Genomic DNA, 18621 nt, shown 5'->3' with positions numbered 1-18621 from the left:
CAGGACGACACTCAGCCCTGCTTCGGCGCTTCCTGCTTCGCCGGAGCAGCCGGCGTGGTCGCAGGCGCCGGTGCTGCTGCGGCAGTCGCATCCGCCTGCCAGCCGCAGGTCTTGCCTTCGTTCTGCTGCTTCAGCCAGGTCTGCAGCGGGCCGAAGTATTCCAGCACCGCCGAGGCGTCCATCTGCTCGCCGCCGGTGAGTTCCTTCAGCGTCTTCTGCCACGGCTGGCTCGCGCCCTTGCTGAGCATCGCCTGGAAGCGTGCGCCAGCTTCCTTGTTGCCGTAGAAGCTGCACTCGTGCAGCGGGCCCTTGTAGCCCGACGCATCGCACAGCGCCTTGTAGAACTGGAACTGCAGCACGTGCGCGAAGAAGTAACGGGTGTACGGCGTGTTGCCCGGCACGTGGTACTTCGCGCCGGCGTCGAAGAACTCCTCGCCGCGCGCCGTCGACGGCGCCACGCCCTGGTACTTCGCCTTCAGTTCCCACCAGGCCTTGTTGTAGTCGGCCGGCTTGATCGAGCCGTCGAACACGCCCCAGCGCCAGCGGTCGATCATCAGGCCGAACGGCAGGAACGCGACCTTCGCCAGCGCCATGCGCATCTGCGCGTTGACCACGGCTTCGTCGCTGACCTGCTGCTCGCCGGCCAGGCCGATCGACTGCAGGTACTTCGGCGTCATCGACAGCACGATCGTGTCGCCGATGGCTTCATGGAAGCCGTCGTGCGCGCCCTGCTGGAACAGCGGCGGCAGCTTGTTGTACGCCAGGTAGTAATAGACGTGGCCGAGCTCGTGGTAGATCGTCGTGAAATCTTCCTCGTTCGGCTTGATGCACATCTTGATGCGCACGTCGCCGGCCATGTTCATGTCCCATGCGCTGGCGTGGCAGACCACGTCGCGATCGCGCGGCTTGATGAACTGCGTGTGCGTCCAGTAGCTCTCCGGCAGCTTCTGCATGGCCAGCGAGGTGTAGAAGTCCTGCGCTCGCTCGCTCATCAGTTTGGCCGAGGCGAGGCGGGCGTCCTGCTCAAGCTGCGCCAGTTCCGCCGGCGCGCGCTTGCCCGGGTTCTTCGCGAGCATCGCGTCGTGCGTGGCGCGGTACTGCGACTCCAGGGCGGTGGTGATCTCCGGAACGCTGGCGTTCGGATACGGCGCCAGGATGTCCCACAGGTTGCCCCAGTCCTGCTGCCACATGTTGCCCATCAGGTGCGCGGGCAGCATGTTGCCGGCAACGTGGCCGCGGTCGGTGCCGTACTTCGCTTCAAGGCGCGTGCGCGCATAGCAGTGCAGCTGTTCGTACAGCGGCTTGACCTGGCCCCAGAGGCGGTCGGTTTCGGTGGCCATCTCGGCGGGCGTCATGTCGTAGCCCGAACGCCACATCTCGCCGGTATCGGCGAAGCCCATGTCGCGCGCGCCCTGGTTCACCAGTTCGACGAAACGCGTGTAATCGCCGCGCATCGGCTTGGAGATGGTGTGCCAGCCCTGCCACGCCTGCAGCTGCTCGTCGTAGTCGCGGCTGGTGCGCAGCACGTCTTCCAAGTCGCCCAGCTGGCGGCACTGCTTCGCGTCGCCTTCGCCGGTGCAGTAAGTGCCGGCGCCGTACATGCCTTCCAGGCGCGTGGCGATCTTGGTCAGTTCCTCGAGCTTGGCCGGATCCTTCGGCGGCGGCATCGCGGTGCCGAGCTTGAGCAGCTGGATCGCGCGCGCCGTTTCCGGCGACATCTGCTGGCCTTCGAAACGCTTGGCCTGCTCGATCCAGTTGTTGAGCTGGGCGAGGTAGCGCTCGTTGGCCTTGGCCGACAGCAGCTGGCTGTCGTCATTGATGTAGGTCGAGGACAGCCACTGCGCGGCGGTCATCTCCGGATACATCTTCCGGTACTCGTCGTTCACCCGGGCGATGAACTGGTCGGCGGTCTCGCCGGCCGGCGCGGTGGTCGGCGCTCCGGTGGTCGTGGTGGTCGGGGTCGGTTCCTTCTTGCAACCGCCCAGGCCGATCGCGGCCGCGGTGATGCTGAGCGCGAGGAGCGCGCGTACGGGTTTCATGATGGCTCTCTCCGGAGTGAACTGCCCGCCAGACGGCGGCCCCGGAAGGCTAGAGGCGGCGCGGGACGGGCGCAAGGGAAGGAAGATTGGTGCGGTGCAGCGCGGCGGGTACTGGGTCGCGACAGCCCGTCATCCCCGCGAAGGCGGGGATCCAGCGCTCAAACGCGTCATGCCTTCCGGAAGGCGGAATTGCAGCGGGCGGCTGGATTCCCGCCTTCGCGGAAATGACGGCTTAGAGAGGCCCCGCCAGGGAACGCGTTGCCAGATCGGCCAGGCCGCGCACCTGCAGCCATTCCCATGCGGCATCGGAATCGCGTTCGAAATACGCCTTCGCCGAGCCCAACCGGAACGTGTAGCCCCAGCCGTCCATGTCGGCGAGCACGCGTTCGCGTCCCACGCCCGGCAGCGCATCGCCGAGCAGCGCCTGCAGCACGCACACGGCGTCTTCTTCCTCGATCGAGTCGGTGGCGTCGGTGTGCACCTGTGCGCGGCGTTCGGGCGGCAGGACGATCAGGTGCGCGGCTTCGTGCAGCAGCGAATGCACCGGCGTGTCGCCGCGCGCGTAGACGTTGTGTCCGATCAGCCCCGCTTCGCATTCGCCCCAGTAGCTGCCGGGAATCGCCACGCCGTCGGCGACGCGATGCAACGCCAGGCCGTAGCGCGCGAGCAGCGCGGCGGTGGCGTCGAAGGAGATGTCGGCGAGGGTGAGCATTGCGGGTTTCGTCCCCTCTCCCGCTTGCGGGAGAGGGCAAGGTGAGTCCCGCTTGCGGGAGAGGGCAGGTGACGGCGGACGGAGCGGCAGCTCTGGGCTGCCCTCATCCGGCCTTCGGCCACCTTCTCCCGCGGGCGGGAGAAGGGATCAGGCGATCACGCCTGCGCCGGGTTTTCCGGCAGCGCGACGGAAATGTCCAATACCTTGCTGTCGCCTTCGCCGATCAGGTCAACCTTCACCGATTCGGCGTCGACGTTGATGTACTTGCGGATCACCTCCAGCAACTCGCGCTGCAGCATCGGCAGGTAATCCGGGCTGTTGCTGCCGCGGCCGGCGCGTTCGTGCGCGACGATGATGCGCAGGCGATCCTTGGCGATCGTGGCGGTCTGCTTCTTGGCGAGCAGGAAATCGAACAAGCCCATCCTCAACCTCCGAAGATCTTGCTGAAGAAACCCTTCTTCTCTGCAGTGATGAAGCGCATCGGCCGGGTGTCGCCCAGCAGGCGCGCGACGGCGTCGTCATAGGCCTGGGCCGCGTTGGACTCGGTTTCCAGGATGACCGGCTCGCCCTTGTTGGACGCGTTGAGCACGTCCGGCGATTCGGGGATCACGCCGATCGTCTTCAGGCCGAGGATTTCCTCGACGTCGCCGACCGACAGCATCTCGCCCGTTTCCACGCGGTTGGGGCTGTAGCGGGTGAGCAGCAGGTGTTCCTTGATGCGCTCGCCGTTCTCGGCGCGGCGCGTCTTCGACGCCAGCAGGCCGAGGATGCGGTCGGAGTCGCGAACGGACGAGACTTCCGGGTTCACGACCACCAGCGCCTGGTCGGCGAAGTACATCGCCAGGTACGCACCCTTCTCGATGCCGGCGGGCGAGTCGCACACGATGTAGTCGAAGCCCTCGGCGGCCAGGTCGTCGAGCACCTTCTGCACGCCTTCCTTCGTCAGGGCGTCCTTGTCGCGCGTCTGCGACGCGGCGAGCACATACAGGTTCTCGAAACGCTTGTCCTTGATCAGCGCCTGCTTCAGATTCGCCTCGCCATTGACGACGTTGACGAAGTCGTACACGACGCGACGCTCGCAGCCCATGATCAGGTCGAGGTTGCGCAGGCCGACGTCGAAGTCGATGACGGCGACCTTGTGGCCACGGCGGGCGAGACCGCACGCGAGGCTGGCGCTGGTGGTGGTCTTGCCCACGCCGCCCTTGCCCGAGGTGACTACGATGATTTCGGCCACTAAACAATCCTCCGGTAGTGCGGTCTCAATCCTGAGCCGCGATCTTTAGTTGTTGGTCTTCGAGCCAGATCTGCACGGCCTTGCCGCGCAGTTCCTTCGGAATTTCTTCCATCACTTTGTAGTGGCCCGCGATCGCGACGAGTTCGGCATGGAACTCGCGGCAGAAGATGCGGGCCTGTTCGTTGCCTTTGGCGCCAGCGAGGGCGCGACCGCGCAACGGTCCGTAAATATGCACCGAGCCGTCGGAGATCACCTCCGCACCGGCGCCCACCGTTGTCAGTACGGTCAGGTCGCGGTTTTCGGCGTAGATCTGCTGGCCCGAACGCACCGGTGCCGACTGGATCATGCCCGGGGCGACGTTCGCGACGGCCGGCGCCGCGGCGGCGGGCGCGCTTTTCGCGGCCTTCGGCGGCGGCGGGGGCTCTGGCTCGCGAATGGTCGGCGCGGGCGGCGGCGCCTGCTCGTCGCGCTCGTAGGAGGCGCGGAACTTCGCCAGCAGCGGCAGGCCGAGCGCTTCGGACAGCCGCTCGATCTCCGTCGTGCCGTAGGCCAGCGCCACCGGCAGCACGCCGGCGTCGCGCAGGCCTTCGATCAGGGCGCGTGCGGTGGCTTCGTCCGGCGTGCGCGTGAGGCCGCCGAAGTCGATCACCACCGCCGCACGCGCGAACAGCTTCGGCGCGCGCTGCACGCGGCCGCGCATTTCCTCGGTGAGCCTGGCGACGTCGAGGGTGCGGATGCGCAGGTTCGCGATGCCGACCTGGCCGATCTTCAGTTCGCCGGCCAGTTCGAAGTCCATGGCGGCGCTCACAGGGCGGTACCGGTCAGGCGTTGCGCGGCGACGGCGTTGCGCGGGCGGGTGATCCACGGCGCCTGCGGCAGCGCGTCGCCGTAGGTCTCGCGGACCCAGGCGTAGCTGCACAGCGGCTTCATGAGCATCGCGGCGCGCACGTCGGCCTCTTCCATCACGTGCTGCCCGACCTCGTGGAAGCCGAAGCTGCCGTGGAAGAGCAGGGCGGGGTCGTTGGTGCCTTCCAGGAACACCTCGCAGGCCATCTGCGGATAGCGCAGTTCGGCGTAGCTCTGGGCGTCGGCATAGAACGCACGTCCGACGCCGCCGCCGCGACGGCGGCTGGCGACCACGATGCGGTCGATGTAGAAGAAATTCGGGTAACGCTCGCAGAACCAGCGGAAGTTGCTGCTGTCGTGATTCGTGTGGCTGCCCACGCCGATCAGGAAGCCGGCGATGGCCCCGTCGCGCTCGGCGACGCGGAAGTATTCGGCGGTATCGAAGAAGTGACGCAGTCTCGCCGCATCCAGCGGCAGGATCGCAGGGCCGGCGGCGTTGTTGAGGGCAAGGACGGAATCCAGCTCGTGCTCACGCACGTCGCGGACGACGATCGACATTCCAGGCTCCAGCTGTGCTTCGGACCGGGCGCAAAGCGCGGCCGGCGTCGCGATTATCGCATGGCCGACTCCCCCGGGCGACCCGTCACGGCGCGGCCGACGACGCCATGGGAAGATGCGGGCGACCGCTGAGACATGACTTTCGGACGGCTCCCCAGACCCTTGATGCGTTTAGCATGCCGGCATGCTGGCCCGCCTCAACCACACCCGATTGCTGCGCTACGCGGGCCTGTTCACCTGGGGCGCCGTGGGCCTCTGGCTGCTCAGCGTCTGGTTCGATCCGACCATCCTCAGTCCAGACACCGAAGGCCCGCCGGCGCTGCAGATCCTGCGCTGGCTCGTGGTTTACCTCGCGTTCGGGCTGATCTACTGGTGGATCAGCCGCCAGCTCGGACGGCCGAGCGGGGCGCTCGACAAGGTCCTGCTGCTCGTCCTCACCGGGTGCGCGATCGGGGTCGGTTACTTCTCGCGCACGGGCCTGGGCTCGATCCTGCTGATGGTCGTGGCCGGCCTGCTGCCGTGGCTGATGCCGGTGCGCTGGGGCCTGGCGCTGCTGGTGGGCGGCAACGTCGCGATCATCCCGCTGTTCGTCGAGGCGCTGGATTTCCCGCCCATGGTCGCCGTGCTCCAGTCGGTGACCTACATGGGCTTCTCCAGCCTGGTCTTCGTCACCGCGCTGGTCGCGCGCCAGCAGGCCGAAGCCCGCGAGGAGCAGCGCCGCCTCAACGCCGAACTGCGCGCCACGCGCGCGTTGCTGGGCGAGAGCGTGCGCGTGAACGAACGCACGCGCATCTCGCGCGAACTGCACGACCTGCTCGGCCATCACCTCACGGCGCTGAGCCTCAACCTGGAAGTCGCCGGGCACCTGTCGGAAGGCCGGGTGAAGGAGCACGTCCAGCAGGCGCACACGCTCGCGCGCCTGCTGCTGACCGATGTGCGCGAAGCGGTGAGCCAGCTGCGCGAGGGCGGGGCGATCGACCTGTCGGCCGCGCTGCTGCCGCTGGCCGAGAACGTGCCGGCGCTGGACATCCACATGGACATCCAGGCGCCGCTGACGCTGGACGATCCCGAGCGTGCGCACGTGCTGCTGCGCTGCACGCAGGAAATCATCACCAACGCCGTGCGCCACGCCGGCGCGCGCAACCTGTGGATCAACGCCGGGCGGCGTTCGGACTGCATCGTCATGAGCGCGCGCGACGACGGCAACGGAAGCGACAACCTCGTCGCCGGCAACGGCTTGCGCGGCATGCGCGAGCGCCTGCAGGCGCACGGCGGGGACCTCAAGATCGAAACCCGGCTGGGTGCGGGCTTCTGCCTGCACCTGACGTTGCCGGCCTCGGCGGCTGCGGCCGCCGCCTGCGAAGGAGCCATCGCATGATCCGTGTGTTGATAGTCGACGACCAGACGCTGGTCCGGCAGGGCGTCCGCTCCCTGTTGGCGCTGGCCGAAGGCATCGAGGTAATTGGCGAAGCCGGCGACGGCCGCCAGGCGGTGGACCTGATTCCGCAGCTCAAGCCCGACGTGGTGCTGATGGACATGCGCATGCCGGTGATGTCGGGCCTGGAGGCGCTGCAGCACATGGCGCGCAACAACACGCTGCCGCCGACGATCATCCTGACCACCTTCGACGACGATCAGCTGGTGCTGGCCGGCCTGAAGGCGGGCGCGAAGGGCTACCTGCTCAAGGACGTCTCGCTCGAACAGCTGGTGAGCGCGATCCAGGCCGTTGCCGACGGCGGATCGCTCGTGCAGCCGGCGGTGACGCAGCGCCTGCTGTCCGGCCTGGAACACATGCGCAACGACTTCGTCAGCCTCGATCGCCCCGATCCGCTGACCGAACGCGAAACCGAGATTCTGCGCCTGATGGCCGGCGGCTTTTCCAACAAGGAAATTGCCAACTCCCTCGGCGTCGCCGAAGGCACGATCAAGAACCACGTCTCGAACATCCTGTCGAAGCTCGGCGTGCGCGATCGCACGCGTGCAGTGCTCAAGGCCTTCGAGTTGCAGCTGGTCTGAGCGCAGGATGCCCGGCCCGGCGCAGCGCGCCGGGCGTTCGCCGCCATCGCATGCGAGGCAATGCCTCGCATGCGATGGCGGCTCACCCTGTCCAAGCTCGGCGTGTGCGATCGCACGCGTGCGGTGCTCAAGGCCTTCGAGTTGCAGCTGGTCTGAGCGCGGTCGGTACCGGGCCTTTTCCGCACGCGGAACGGGCCCGAAGTGGCAAAGCCGTCGACCGCGCCCCGGCATTCCCGGGCCGCACCTTGCCGACCCTGTCGGGTCGCCCGGCTCCGGACTGGCCGGTCCGCGCAATGGCTCGGGGCGCCGCGCCAGGCGGCCTTTCCCCACCTTACTTTTCTTGCCCGGACAGCTGCCCCGCCCGCGGCTTCCTTGATACGATTGCGGGTCTGTGTCCCGGTCAACCGGGTACCGGCGCCCTCGGAGAAACCTGAATGACCCGTCTGATCGAGATTTTGATTTCCCTGGCCATCGTGGCCGCGCTGTTCCTCATCGTAGGCATCGCGCTGCCGTCGAGCCGTCACCTGGAGCATTCGGTTGAGACCAACCGCAAGCTCACCATCGTGTACGACAGCCTCAATAGCCTGAAGCGCTTCAAGGACTGGAACCCGCTCGTCCTGCGCGACCCGAAGATCGAGCTGAAGCTCTCCGGCCCGGAATCGGGCGTGGGTGCGCGCCTTGACTACAACTCCAAGGAAAAGGGCCTGCGCCAGGGCAGCTGGGAGATCACCGCCAGCGATCCGGGCAAGCGCGTCGCCTATGCGCTGACCGACATCGAGCCGGGTCGCAACAAGCGCACCGAGTTCACCCTGCGTCCGACCGGCCGCGGTGGCCGCAACGTGCAGATCACGCAGACCTATGACGTCGACTACGGCTGGAACCTGATCGGCCGCTACGCCGGCCTGTACGTCAGCAGCAACGTCGGCGAAGACATGAAGATGGGCCTGACCCGCCTGACCAACATGCTCGCCGCCGTGCCGAACTACGACTACGCCGAGCTGAGCAAGGCCGACCCGTCGAAGGCGCCCAAGATCGTCGATCGCCCGGCCGAGAACCTGCTGGTCGTCACCGCCGCGGTCGAGCGCACCAACGACAAGGTCATGGGCCAGATCAACTCCAACATGGAGTGGATCAAGAAGGTGATGGCCGCCAACGGCCTGGAGCCGGCCGGCCCGGTCCGCATCGTGACCAACGAGTTCGGTTCGGAGATGTACTCCTTCGACGTCGCCCAGCCGGTCAAGAAGATCGGTGCCGCCGACGGCAGCGAGAAGCTGGACGTCAAGCTCGAAGGTCCGGTGACCTTCGCGTTCAACGAGCCGGCGCGCGTCGCCGTCGTCCCGGGCTTCAAGGGCCACATGGCCAACCTGCCGAAGGTCCGCGACGCGCTGCGTGGCTGGGCGTTGACGCACGGTTACGAGACGGTCGACCGTCCGTACGAAGCGTGGACCGGCGGTGTGCCGGCTGCGTTCACCGAAGAAGGCACCTTCGACGTGTTCTGGGCCGTCAAGTAAGACGCCCGGCTCACGCCGACGCTTCACGAAACGCGCCGCGGATTCCGCGGCGCGTTTTTTTGTGCCCGCGTTTCGCACTGCGAATGGGCCATGCACGGCCGCACGGTTTGGAGTCTCGCGCGAACAGGCGCTATCGTGCCGACTTCGCGCAAGGGACGACCTGCATGAGCCTCTACCCGAGCACGCACCATCTGCCGCTGCCGGCGCGCCTGCTCGCCGCCGCGGGCGCACTGCTGGCGGCCGCGGCGGTCGCGCTGTCGGCCTATGCCGCCCATGCCGCGCAGGGCGAGGACGTGCAGCGCCTGCACAGCGCCGCGTTGTTCGCCTTCGGGCATGGCATCGCAATGGCGGCGCTCGTGCCGCGCCGCCCGCGCATGTTCCGCACGCTGGCGCTGGTGTTGCTGCTGCTGGGCACGCTGGTGTTTTCCGGCAGCCTCGCCGGTGCGGTGCTGTCCGGCATGACGACGCGGTTCGCGCCCATCGGGGGCAGCATGATGATCCTGGCGTGGGTGCTCTACGCCGTCGACGCGCTGAGGCGCTGACGTGCCCCGTTTCTCGCGAGGATTCGATACCGACGCAGCGCATGCGCACCTGGTCAGGCGCGACCGGAAGCTCGCGCGCTGGATGAAGAAGATCGGCCCCATCGAACCGGATCCGCGCTGGCGCAAACCCTTCGATCCGGTCGACGCCCTTGCTCGCGCGATCCTCTACCAGCAGCTCAGCGGCAAGGCCGCGGCGACGATCGTGGGCCGCGTGGAAACGGCGATCGGCGCCACGCGCTTCCACGCCGACACGCTGGCGCGCATCGACGATGCGGGCCTTCGCGCGTGCGGGGTGTCGGGCAACAAAACGCTGGCGCTTCGCGATCTCGCGGCGCGCGAAGCACGGGGCGAGATCCCCGACCTTCGCCGCATGAGCGTCATGGACAACGACGCCATCGTGCAGGCGCTGGTCCCGGTGCGCGGCATCGGCCGGTGGACGGTCGAGATGATGCTGATGTTCCGCCTGGGTCGGCCCGACGTGCTGCCCACCGACGACCTCGGCATCCGCAAGGGCGCCCAGCGCGTCGACGCGCTGGAGGAAATGCCCACGCCGAAGGTACTGGCCGAAACCGGCGAACGCTGGGGTCCGTACCGCACCTACGCCAGCCTCTACCTGTGGCGGATCGCGGACTTCGCCGCGGCCGCGAAAGCGCCCACGAAGCGTTCGCAGGACTGAGCACCCCGACGGCTGCCAAGCGCGCGGCGCGACCGCGACGCCGGCATGACGGGGAGCGTGCCTAGATTCGAAGCGCCGACGGCCAGCGCGCGCCGTCCACCCGCTGTCCACAGAAGGAGGTTCGTCATGCGATCGCTCCAACGCTCCGGCTTCATCCGCGCCGTGTCTCTCGTCGTCCTGCTTTGCGCATGCGCGCTCGCGCAGGCGGCTCCGTCGAACAAGTGGCGCATCCAGGTCAGCAGCGATGCCGACAGCGACGGCGTCGTCGCCTTCCGCATCGCCCCGACGGACGCCGCGCCTGTCGACGTCACCGTGCAGGTGCCGAAGGACGCCGGCGAGAACCACATCGCGCGCCTGATCCGCGACACGCTGCGCGCCAAGCTCGGCGACCGCTACAAGATCGAGGTCGACGACGGCGAGGACGTGCTGGTGAAAAAGCGCACCGGCGGTTCGAACTTCGACCTGACCATCACCCAGAAGACCGTCGCCGGCGTGCGCATCACGCTGGATCGCGAATAGCGACCGGCATCGACTCGGGCACGACGTCCGGCGCGACGTCCGGCGCGACGGGCGCCGGCGCGCGCCTGCGCTTGAACCGCAACGCCGGCCGTTCGACGAAACGCCATGACAGCGCGGCGAGCGTGCCGGCGAGCAGCGTTGCCCAGAACGTGTTGAACAGCGGCCCGCTTCCGGGCGCGACATGCAGCACCAGCTGCTGCGACGGCCAGCCGTACAGGTAAAGGCCGTAGGAGATGTCGTGGTGCCGGAGCCGCGGCAGCTTCGGCACGTAGGCGACGAAGAACGTCGTGTACGACAGCGCGATGAAATAGGCGATGTAGAAATACGTCGTGCCGCGCATCACCGCCGCCGCGCCGAGCGCAACCACCAGCAGCGGCCAGGTCAGCGGAATGCGCGCGCGGTTTACCCAGGCGAACACACCCATCGCGAAGAACGCCTGGCACCAGAGGTTCGAGACCTTCCACGGCGCCAGGGCAGCGACGTCGATGAACATGAAACCGGCCACCAGACCGACCACGGCCAGCGTGTTGTAGCGCCAGCCACGCAGCAGTCGCGCCATGCCCAGCGCGGCCAGCAGCAGGTACAGGCGGAATTCCACCGGCAGCGACCAGATCGACCCGTTGATCGCCTTGCTGGGCAGGTCCTCGAACACGCCCGGCAGGAAATACTGCGCCTTGTCGAGCGTGATGTTGCGCAGCAGGTACTTCCACGTCTGCGGCGACTGCCAGTAGTCCGGCGAGGTCGTCAGCAGCGCGCCCAGCACGAACACGCTCAGCGACACGCAGACGATCAGCGCCGGGAAGATGCGCAACGCGCGCGCGGCGAGGTAGTCGCGCAGGCGGTTGCGCTCGAAACTCGCGGCGATGAGGAAGCCGCTGATCAGGAAGAACATGTCCACCGCGACAGCGCCGGCGAAGCGGATCTGAACCACCTGCTGGATCAGGTCGGGTCCCGGCGATGCCGTCACCGCGTACGAATGGCCGTAGATCACCAGCCACGCGGCGAACAGGCGCATCAGGTTGAAGTTGTTGTCGCGCTGAGAGGCGCCGTCGGCGAGCGAACGGAAGGGCGTGGGCATCTAAGGGAAAGGGAAGGATGGTTCGGCCGTGCCGCGTCACGCGGTCCGGAATGCCCAGTGCCACGGTTCGTAGACGATGCCGTGCGGGTTGTCGCGCGGGTAGGTCATGGCGAAGCCGTAACCGCCGGCGTTGTCGCGCAGCCAGGCGAAGGCGCGCGTGTGTTCGAATGATTCCTCGGCGGGCGGCTCGTCCGGCGCGCCGATGTCCAGCGCGAGGCCGGAATGGTGTTCGCTGTAACCCGGCGCCGCGTTGACGGTGAGGATGTCCTCGACGCTTAGTCCGCGTGCGAGCTTGCGTTCGAAAATGCCCAGCTGGTAGTCGTGGCTGCGGTAGCCGGAGATCGCTTCCAGCACCACGTTGTCGTGCAGCGCCGCCTCGCGCATGTGCGTCCAGGCTCGCGCGGCTTCGACGTGCAGCCACAGCGGGCGGCGATAGCGATCGAACCCGGCGAAGGCGAGCCAGTCGGGTTCGGCGACCAGTTCCAGCCCGGTGCGCTCGGCGTAAGCGTGGTCCAGGCCAAGCTGCTGGAGTCGTTCTTCCAGCCGGTCGAGCGGCAGGTCGCGCACGTGCTCCAGCCCCACGCGACGATGCGCCGGCGCGGCATCGAGCAGGTCCAGTGCTTCGTCCAGGCCGGGCTCGGCGCGCAGGCGCGGCACCAGCGCGAGCAGGCCTTCGGGAAGGTCGGCGGCGAGGTACTGGCCGTCGCATTTGCGACGCAGCACGTGGCGCGCGCGCGCGAGGGCGCGTGCGTCGAAGTTGCTGCGCGCGCGCAGCAGCCCGGCCGGCCAGATCTCGATCCGGGACGTGTTGACCAGGGCGGTCTTCAGGGGAACGGGCGCGCGCATCGGGACAGGGTAGCGGGGCGGGTGCGAAGGCGCACCCGGCAGTGCGTCAGGCCGGACGCTTCAGCACGGCGCGCAGGTGGTCGAACGGCGTCACTGGCATCACGCTGACCAGCTCCCAGCCGTCCTCGCCCAGGCGGTTCAGTTCTTCCTGCAGCCGCTCGCTGACAGCCGGGCCAAGCATGCGCGGCACGATTTCCAACACGTGGTACGTCCACTGGTTCACGTCGATTCCTCGTCGGATGCGGGGTCGGATTCCTGTGCGGAAGTATGCCCCGGCAGCCGCCCCGCCTTGCGCAGCGCGTCGCGCAGCACGTATTCGATCTGCGCGTTCACGCTGCGCAGCTCGTCGTCCGCCCAGCGCTGCGCTGCGGCGAGCACGTCGGCGCTGATGCGCAGCGGGAAGGCTTTCTTCTCGCTCACCGGGCCTCCGTCAGCGCGGCCCGGAACGGCCGCGGCCGAGCTTGAACAGCAGCACCAGCCCGAGCCCGTTCACCGCCACGACCATCGCGACGATCACCGCCAGCCGGCGCGTGCCGTCCTCGCCTGCCCACAGCAGGCCGAGCGCGCCGGCGACGATCGCCATGCCCACCAGCCGCATGACCACCGCCAGCGGCGGCCGCGGTGCGCCCGGCGGGCGGCCGCGCGACATCAGCGACGCCGCGATGAACGCCGGAAGGCTGCTGACCGCCAGTACGGCGGGAATCACGTAATCGATCATCGCCATCAGTACAGCGTGCCTGTGTTGACTATCGGCTGCGTGCCGCGCTCGCCGCACAGCACGACCAGCAGGTTGCTGACCATGTGCGCCTTGCGCTCCTCGTCCAGTTCGACGACGCCGTTCTTCTGCAGCTCGGCCAGCGCCATCTCGACCATGCCGACGGCGCCGGCGACGATCCGCGTGCGCGCGGCGATGATCGCGTTGGCCTGCTGGCGCTGGAGCATCGCCTGGGCGATTTCCGGTGCGTAGGCGAGGTGGCTGATGCGCGCGTCGACCACGCGCACGCCAGCGTCGGCCAGGCGCTCGGCCAGTTCGTCCTGCAGGTGCTGGCTGATTTCCGCCGCATGGCTGCGCAGCGCGAGCTGGCCTTCCTCGTGCTGGTCGTACGGATAGCTGGTCGCCATCGCGCGCAGCGCCGATTCGGACTGGATGTGCACGAAGCTCTCGTAGTCGTCGACGTTGTAGACGGCTTCGGCGCTGTCGATGACCTGCCAGACGATGACGGCGGCGATCTCGATCGGGCTGCCGTCCAGTTCGTTGACCTTGAGCTTGCCGCTTTCGAAGTTGCGCACGCGCTGGCTGACCTTCTTCTTCGCGTAGAAGGGGTTGTTCCAGCGCAGGCCGTTTTCCTTGACGGTGCCGATGTACTTGCCGAACAGGCTCAGCACTGCGGCCTTGTTGGGTTCGACCATGTACAGGCCGAACAGGCAGACGAAGCTCGCCAGCCCAAGAAGCAGGCCCCAGGCGACGCGCGTGCCCGAGGGGTCGTCGCCGGCGACGCCCAGGCCGGTCAGCAGCATCCAGCCGGCCGTGGCCAGGAGGATGAGCAGGATCAGCAGGACCGGGATCCCGGGCAGGGAGCGGATCGGGTTCTCTTTCATCGGGGCGATCTCCATTCGTCGATGGAGAATGTGATATCAAAAAGATATCAGGTTGCGCAATCGCGCCGGCGCGCCCGTCCGACGAGCGGCGTCAGGGGACGATCCGGTAGAGCGGGGCCGGGATGAACTCGCCGGTGGCGTAAAGCGCGGTGCCGTCGGCGCTCCAGCCCAGCGCTTCGGCCTGCGGCAGCCACGGCAGCGGCTGGAAGCGCGGCGCGCGCGAGACCGCCTCGCCCCAGCCTTCGTCGCCCAGGCGCGGGTAGAGCAGCAGCCAGCGGTAGGTCATCACCGCCATCGTGCGGTGGTCGGGCGAGATGTCGGCGGCGGTGACCTGGCTGTCCAGGCGCGCGCGCTGCGGGCTGCGGGTCAGCGCTTCGGCGGACGGCTGCGGCACGCCGGCGAGCGGCCCCAGTTTCTGCGCCGTCTGCAACGCCGTGCCGGTCGTGGGCCGCAGCGGCAGCGAGAACAACTCCGGCGGCTGGCGCTTCTTCGAGATCAGCAGCACCTGCTCGCGTTCGGCATCGACGGCGACGGCCTCGCAGTCGCGTGGACCGTCGGGCCAGCGGAAGGCGATCGACCACGCCGGACGCAGGCGCGCGTTCTCCAGCTTCGCCGGCTCCTCGATCACGTGCAGCTGCAGGCTGCGCCGAAGCCCGCCGTTGTCGCCGGTGTCGGCGATCAGCAGGTACGCTTTGCCGTCGAGTTCGAACGAGGCGATGTCTTCCCAGTCGGTCTTGGTCACGCCTTCCACGCGCAGCGTCGCCAGGCGCGTGCCGTTCGTGCTCACGGCGAACAGCCGCTCGGGATTGCCGCCGTCGTCGTGCATCCACAGCACGTCGCGATGGCGACGCGAGGCCGCCAGTCCGCTGATCTCGTCCATCTGCGGGTCGAGCAACACGCCGGCCAGGCGCGTGCCGTGCTCGACCGGGCGCGGCGCTTCGGCTTCGCGCGAGCACGCCGAAAGCGTCATCGCGAGCGCGACGACCATCCATCGAACCAGGTTGCGCGGGTGGGGGCCGGGCATCGCGGTCAAGGATCGCATGCCAACGCTGCGCGCCGACAGCCCGAAGCGGCTCGTTCGCGCCGCCGAGAGCGCCGGCCGGCGGATCGTCGCGTTGATGCGCCCGGTACACTGGCCGTCTTCTCCAGCCCCCACGGATTGCGCATGGTCACCATCGGCACGCCCTTGTCCCCGCACGGTTTCCGCGTGCTCCTGCTCGGCTCGGGCGAACTGGGCAAGGAAGTGGCGATCGAGCTGCAGCGTTTCGGCGTCGAAGTGATCGCCGCCGACCGCTACGCCGACGCGCCGGCCATGCAGGTCGCCCATCGCAGCCACGTGCTCGACATGCTCGACGGTGCCGCCGTGCGCGCGCTGGTCGCGCTGGAGCGTCCGCACCTGATCGTCCCGGAGATCGAGGCGATCCACACGCAGACGCTCGTCGAGCTGGAACGCGAGTTCGAAGCACGCGGCAGCGACGTGCGCGTGATCCCGACCGCCCGCGCCGCGCGCCTGACGATGGATCGCGAAGGCATCCGCCGTCTCGCCGCGGAAACGCTCGGCCTGCCGACTTCGCCCTACCGTTTCGTCGACACGCTGGAGGATTACCGCGCCGCCGTGGCCGAAATCGGCGTGCCGTGCGTGGTGAAGCCGGTGATGTCGTCCTCCGGCAAGGGCCAGAGCCTGGTCCGCTCGCAGGCCGACATCGACCAGGCGTGGGAGTACGCGCAGACCGGCGGTCGCGCCGGCGCGGGGCGCGTGATCGTCGAAGGCTTCATCGATTTCGAGTATGAGATCACCCTGCTGACCGTGCGCCACGCCGGCGGCACCACGTTCTGCGCGCCGATCGGCCACCTGCAGCGCGACGGCGACTACCGCGAAAGCTGGCAGCCGCAGGCGATGTCGCCGCGCGCGCTGGAGCGTTCGCAGGAGATCGCGCGTGCGATCACCGACGACCTCGGCGGCTGGGGCGTGTTCGGCGTCGAACTGTTCGTGAAGGGCGACGAGGTGTGGTTCAGCGAAGTGTCGCCGCGCCCGCACGACACGGGCCTGGTCACGCTGATCTCGCAGGACCTGAGCGAATTCGCGCTGCATGCGCGGGCGATCCTCGGCCTGCCGATCCCCGCGATCCGCCAATACGGCGCCGCGGCGTCCTGCGCGGTGCTCGCGCACGGGCACGGCGTGCCGGTGTTTTCCGATGTGGACAAGGCGCTGGAGCAGGCCGACACGCAGCTTCGCCTGTTCGGCAAACCGCGCGTGGAAGGCCATCGCCGCGTCGCCGTCACGCTGGCGCTCGGCGAGGACATCGAGAACGCCCGCCAGCGCGCCCGCGATGCGGCAGCCGCGCTCACCTTCGAACTGCGCTGAGGGCTGGCCATGGCCGAAGACAGCAAGCGCGACCGCTTCCAGGGCTATGCGGTGTTCCTGTACCCGCAGGCGCTGGAGATCCTGGGCGAAGCGATCCGCCCGTACCTGCACGACGGCCCGCACGGCCCGCACGTGCTGTGCAGCGCGATCGACACCGGCGGCGCGCTGATCGACATGACGCTGCACGGTCGCGGGGACGACGGGCATGACGTCGAGATCGAACTGATGATCCCCACCGGCATGGTGCGCATGATCGTGTCGGCGCGCAGCGATGCGGCCTTCGGCTTCGGCCCGCGCGTGTATGCGCCGGAGCCGGGTGCGTCGACGGTCCTGCCGCCTGCACCACTTGCGTCGGGCGCGCCGCCGATTCCGGCGGGCTTCGTGGAGCCGAAGATCGATGTAGCGCCGCCGACGCTCGGTAAGTTGCCGACACCGGACACGAAGCTGCCGCCTGAGGGGTGACGCTGCGCGCCTGCGAGCCAGCGGGGGCGAACGCTGGCTAGATGACGGCGCGTGACGGTCGGCGCTTAGCCCCTCTCCCATCGGGAGAGGGGTTGGGGTGAGGGGTAACGAAGCCGCGTCGGTGAACGGGCCGTGCCGTACAGCGCTGCGGTGTTGCTCTGCGTGAATGAAGAAGCAAAATGGATTCCAGCTTCCGCTGGAATGACGACCTAATGGTTCGCCGGCGATGGAGTTCCCAAGCGCTTCGGGCCTGGATCCCGGCTTTCGCCGGGATGACGAACCATCAACGCACGGCGAACCAAAACAGCCGCAGCATCAACGAAGCAGCGTCATACGAAGCAGCATCACCGCTGCTTCGAAACCGCCGCGTCCAGATCCACCCACACCAGATGATGATCGCTGCCATCGGCGATCGCGGCGTCCTGCGAAGTGGACGACGGCCAGAACACGCCGCTGTCCTTCAGCGCGAAACCCACCGAGGGCAGGACGTAATCCAGCCGCATCGTGCCGGCCTTCGGGCCGAAGTCGCCCGTCGCGTGTTCCGGCGCGCCGCGGTGGACGATGCCCGCCGCCGCGTACTGCGCGGTCTTTTCCGCCGCGCCGACACTGCGCGGCGTGGCGTAGCGAAGCACGCGCGGATGTTCGAGCAGTTCGACGATCGCTTCGTGTCGGCCATCGCCATCGACGGGATCGTTGTTGAGATCGCCCGCGATCACGAAGCGTGCATTGGACGCCAAACCGCCGCAACGGCCGCGATCGTCGCAAAGCCACGGTTTCGCGCCGTCCGACAGGTATTCCGACCACAACCGGATCTCGTCCGCGTTGCGCGCGCCGTTGCGGTCCTCCGGACCATCGAACACCGGCGGCGTCGGATGCGAGACGAGGAAATGCACCACGCCCGACGGCGTGCGCACTGGCACGTCCCAATGCGATTTGGACGATAGCCGCAGCTGCGACCAGATCTCTGCCGGATACCACGGCGCATTCGCCTTCGGATCGACCGGCATGCGCGCGCCGGGCATCGCGCTCCACTTCAGCTTCTGGAATGTGCGCACCTGTCCGGCGTCGATCGGATACTTCGACAGCACGAGCATGCCGTATTGCCCCGGATGCAGGCCGTAGCCCCACGCGTCGTTGCCGCGATTGCGTCCTTCGCCGCCCGCCGTGCCGTTGCGATCCAGGTCCAGGCCGCTGGGCACGCCGGTGTTCACCGGTGCGAGGTAGCGGTACGGATAGCGCAGCGGATCGCCGCCGCCGGGTTGCGCGATTTCCAGATAGTGCTGCTGGAACAGATCAGCCGCGCGACCCTGCTCGTCGAAATCGAACTCGTTGAGCAGCACCAGGTCCGGACGCACGCGCTGCAGCACGGCCGCGATCTTGCGCGCGCCGCCGTCGCCGGATTCGAGTCGCCGAATGAGCCCGCCGGTCTCGTCGTCGTAGAGCGACGTGTTGTACGTCGCCACGCGGAGCGTCGTGTCCGCGCTCATCGCACGCGCCCACGCTTCGGGATCGCCCTTGACGTTGACCTGCGTGCAGGCCGAAAGCAGAAGCGCCAGCGGCGCGGCAAGGAGGAGAGGGAGTCTGGACATCGCGCGATTCTGTCATGCGTCCGCGCACG

22 protein-coding genes are annotated in these 18621 nt (G+C 68.1%); 8 read left to right on the top strand and 14 right to left on the bottom strand.

Features of this window, described 5'->3' with window-relative positions:
• Window positions 1–11: 11 nt before the first annotated feature.
• The 6 genes from ABIE51_RS14625 to ABIE51_RS14600 all read right to left on the bottom strand — a co-directional run bounded on the left by ABIE51_RS14625 (window position 12) and on the right by ABIE51_RS14600 (window position 5389).
• Window positions 12–2039 carry a M2 family metallopeptidase gene (locus ABIE51_RS14625; protein ID WP_192631258.1) on the bottom strand — a complete coding sequence of 676 codons (2028 nt, stop codon included), beginning with the start codon at window positions 2037–2039 and terminating at the stop codon, window positions 12–14.
• A gap of 232 nt (window positions 2040–2271) precedes the next feature.
• A complete protein-coding gene (locus ABIE51_RS14620; protein ID WP_192631257.1) occupies window positions 2272–2751 on the bottom strand; it encodes a hypothetical protein in 480 nt (159 codons plus the stop codon).
• Between the two features lie 155 nt (window positions 2752–2906).
• Window positions 2907–3173 carry a cell division topological specificity factor MinE gene (minE, locus tag ABIE51_RS14615; RefSeq protein ID WP_115842847.1) on the bottom strand — a complete coding sequence of 89 codons (267 nt, stop codon included), beginning with the start codon at window positions 3171–3173 and terminating at the stop codon, window positions 2907–2909.
• Window positions 3174–3175: 2 nt separating this feature from the next.
• On the bottom strand, window positions 3176–3985 hold the full coding sequence (minD, locus tag ABIE51_RS14610; protein ID WP_192631256.1) for a septum site-determining protein MinD: 810 nt from the start codon (window positions 3983–3985) through the stop codon (window positions 3176–3178).
• A gap of 25 nt (window positions 3986–4010) precedes the next feature.
• Window positions 4011–4781 (bottom strand): septum site-determining protein MinC, encoded by a 771-nt coding sequence (minC, locus tag ABIE51_RS14605; RefSeq protein ID WP_192631255.1) that lies wholly within the window; start codon window positions 4779–4781, stop codon window positions 4011–4013.
• Between the two features lie 8 nt (window positions 4782–4789).
• A complete protein-coding gene (locus tag ABIE51_RS14600) occupies window positions 4790–5389 on the bottom strand; it encodes a GNAT family N-acetyltransferase (RefSeq protein WP_115842850.1) in 600 nt (199 codons plus the stop codon).
• A gap of 184 nt (window positions 5390–5573) precedes the next feature.
• Here ABIE51_RS14600 and ABIE51_RS14595 point away from each other — a divergent pair, with 184 nt between their 5' ends.
• The 6 genes from ABIE51_RS14595 to ABIE51_RS14565 all read left to right on the top strand — a co-directional run bounded on the left by ABIE51_RS14595 (window position 5574) and on the right by ABIE51_RS14565 (window position 10653).
• Window positions 5574–6767: a sensor histidine kinase gene (locus ABIE51_RS14595; protein WP_115842851.1), complete on the top strand. Its 1194-nt coding sequence runs from the start codon at window positions 5574–5576 to the stop codon at window positions 6765–6767.
• Window positions 6764–7405 carry a response regulator gene (locus ABIE51_RS14590; RefSeq protein WP_115842852.1) on the top strand — a complete coding sequence of 214 codons (642 nt, stop codon included), beginning with the start codon at window positions 6764–6766 and terminating at the stop codon, window positions 7403–7405. Before ABIE51_RS14595 ends, ABIE51_RS14590 begins: the two co-directional genes overlap by 4 nt.
• A 434-nt stretch (window positions 7406–7839) precedes the next feature.
• Window positions 7840–8916 carry a polyketide cyclase gene (locus ABIE51_RS14580; RefSeq protein WP_115842853.1) on the top strand — a complete coding sequence of 359 codons (1077 nt, stop codon included), beginning with the start codon at window positions 7840–7842 and terminating at the stop codon, window positions 8914–8916.
• A gap of 164 nt (window positions 8917–9080) precedes the next feature.
• Entirely contained in the window at window positions 9081–9458 is a 378-nt protein-coding gene (locus tag ABIE51_RS14575; RefSeq protein WP_192631254.1) for a DUF423 domain-containing protein, read from the top strand.
• Window position 9459: 1 nt separating this feature from the next.
• Window positions 9460–10134, top strand: a complete 675-nt coding sequence (locus ABIE51_RS14570) for a DNA-3-methyladenine glycosylase family protein (protein WP_354504382.1) — start codon at window positions 9460–9462, stop codon at window positions 10132–10134.
• 126 nt (window positions 10135–10260) lie between these two features.
• Window positions 10261–10653 carry a hypothetical protein gene (locus ABIE51_RS14565; RefSeq protein ID WP_157030750.1) on the top strand — a complete coding sequence of 131 codons (393 nt, stop codon included), beginning with the start codon at window positions 10261–10263 and terminating at the stop codon, window positions 10651–10653.
• On the opposite strand, the gene ABIE51_RS14560 is transcribed toward ABIE51_RS14565, so the two are convergent.
• The 7 genes from ABIE51_RS14560 to ABIE51_RS14530 form a co-directional block, all read right to left on the bottom strand.
• On the bottom strand, window positions 10634–11731 hold the full coding sequence (locus ABIE51_RS14560) for an acyltransferase family protein (protein WP_192631253.1): 1098 nt from the start codon (window positions 11729–11731) through the stop codon (window positions 10634–10636). The genes ABIE51_RS14565 and ABIE51_RS14560 overlap by 20 nt on opposite strands.
• Before the next feature lie 36 nt (window positions 11732–11767).
• Complete coding sequence (locus ABIE51_RS14555; RefSeq protein ID WP_192631252.1) at window positions 11768–12577, bottom strand: M15 family metallopeptidase; 810 nt, start codon at window positions 12575–12577, stop codon at window positions 11768–11770.
• A 46-nt stretch (window positions 12578–12623) separates the two neighbouring features.
• The gene (locus tag ABIE51_RS14550) at window positions 12624–12800 is read right to left on the bottom strand and encodes a DUF4177 domain-containing protein (RefSeq protein WP_233433586.1); all 177 of its coding nucleotides are present in this window, start codon (window positions 12798–12800) and stop codon (window positions 12624–12626) included.
• Window positions 12797–12997 carry a type II toxin-antitoxin system antitoxin gene (locus ABIE51_RS14545; RefSeq protein WP_192631251.1) on the bottom strand — a complete coding sequence of 67 codons (201 nt, stop codon included), beginning with the start codon at window positions 12995–12997 and terminating at the stop codon, window positions 12797–12799. Before ABIE51_RS14545 ends, ABIE51_RS14550 begins: the two co-directional genes overlap by 4 nt.
• A gap of 10 nt (window positions 12998–13007) precedes the next feature.
• Window positions 13008–13301, bottom strand: a complete 294-nt coding sequence (locus ABIE51_RS14540; protein ID WP_192631250.1) for a hypothetical protein — start codon at window positions 13299–13301, stop codon at window positions 13008–13010.
• The gene (locus ABIE51_RS14535; RefSeq protein WP_192631249.1) at window positions 13301–14176 is read right to left on the bottom strand and encodes an SPFH domain-containing protein; all 876 of its coding nucleotides are present in this window, start codon (window positions 14174–14176) and stop codon (window positions 13301–13303) included. Before ABIE51_RS14535 ends, ABIE51_RS14540 begins: the two co-directional genes overlap by 1 nt.
• A gap of 91 nt (window positions 14177–14267) precedes the next feature.
• A complete protein-coding gene (locus ABIE51_RS14530; protein ID WP_192631248.1) occupies window positions 14268–15218 on the bottom strand; it encodes a hypothetical protein in 951 nt (316 codons plus the stop codon).
• A gap of 123 nt (window positions 15219–15341) precedes the next feature.
• Between ABIE51_RS14530 and purT the strand changes: the two genes are divergently transcribed.
• Window positions 15342–16541: a formate-dependent phosphoribosylglycinamide formyltransferase gene (gene purT, locus ABIE51_RS14525; RefSeq protein ID WP_192631247.1), complete on the top strand. Its 1200-nt coding sequence runs from the start codon at window positions 15342–15344 to the stop codon at window positions 16539–16541.
• A gap of 9 nt (window positions 16542–16550) precedes the next feature.
• Window positions 16551–17003, top strand: a complete 453-nt coding sequence (locus ABIE51_RS14520; RefSeq protein ID WP_192631246.1) for a hypothetical protein — start codon at window positions 16551–16553, stop codon at window positions 17001–17003.
• Window positions 17004–17347: 344 nt separating this feature from the next.
• Here ABIE51_RS14520 and ABIE51_RS14515 read toward each other — a convergent pair whose 3' ends face one another.
• Complete coding sequence (locus ABIE51_RS14515) at window positions 17348–18592, bottom strand: endonuclease/exonuclease/phosphatase family protein (protein WP_192631245.1); 1245 nt, start codon at window positions 18590–18592, stop codon at window positions 17348–17350.
• Between the last annotated feature and the right edge of the window lie 29 nt (window positions 18593–18621).

It is taken from the genome of Lysobacter sp. OAE881 (assembly GCF_040546665.1).
Classification (GTDB): domain Bacteria; phylum Pseudomonadota; class Gammaproteobacteria; order Xanthomonadales; family Xanthomonadaceae; genus Lysobacter_J; species Lysobacter_J soli.
Note: the sequence above shows the minus strand (reverse complement) of the source record. Positions and strands in the feature narration are given on the sequence as shown.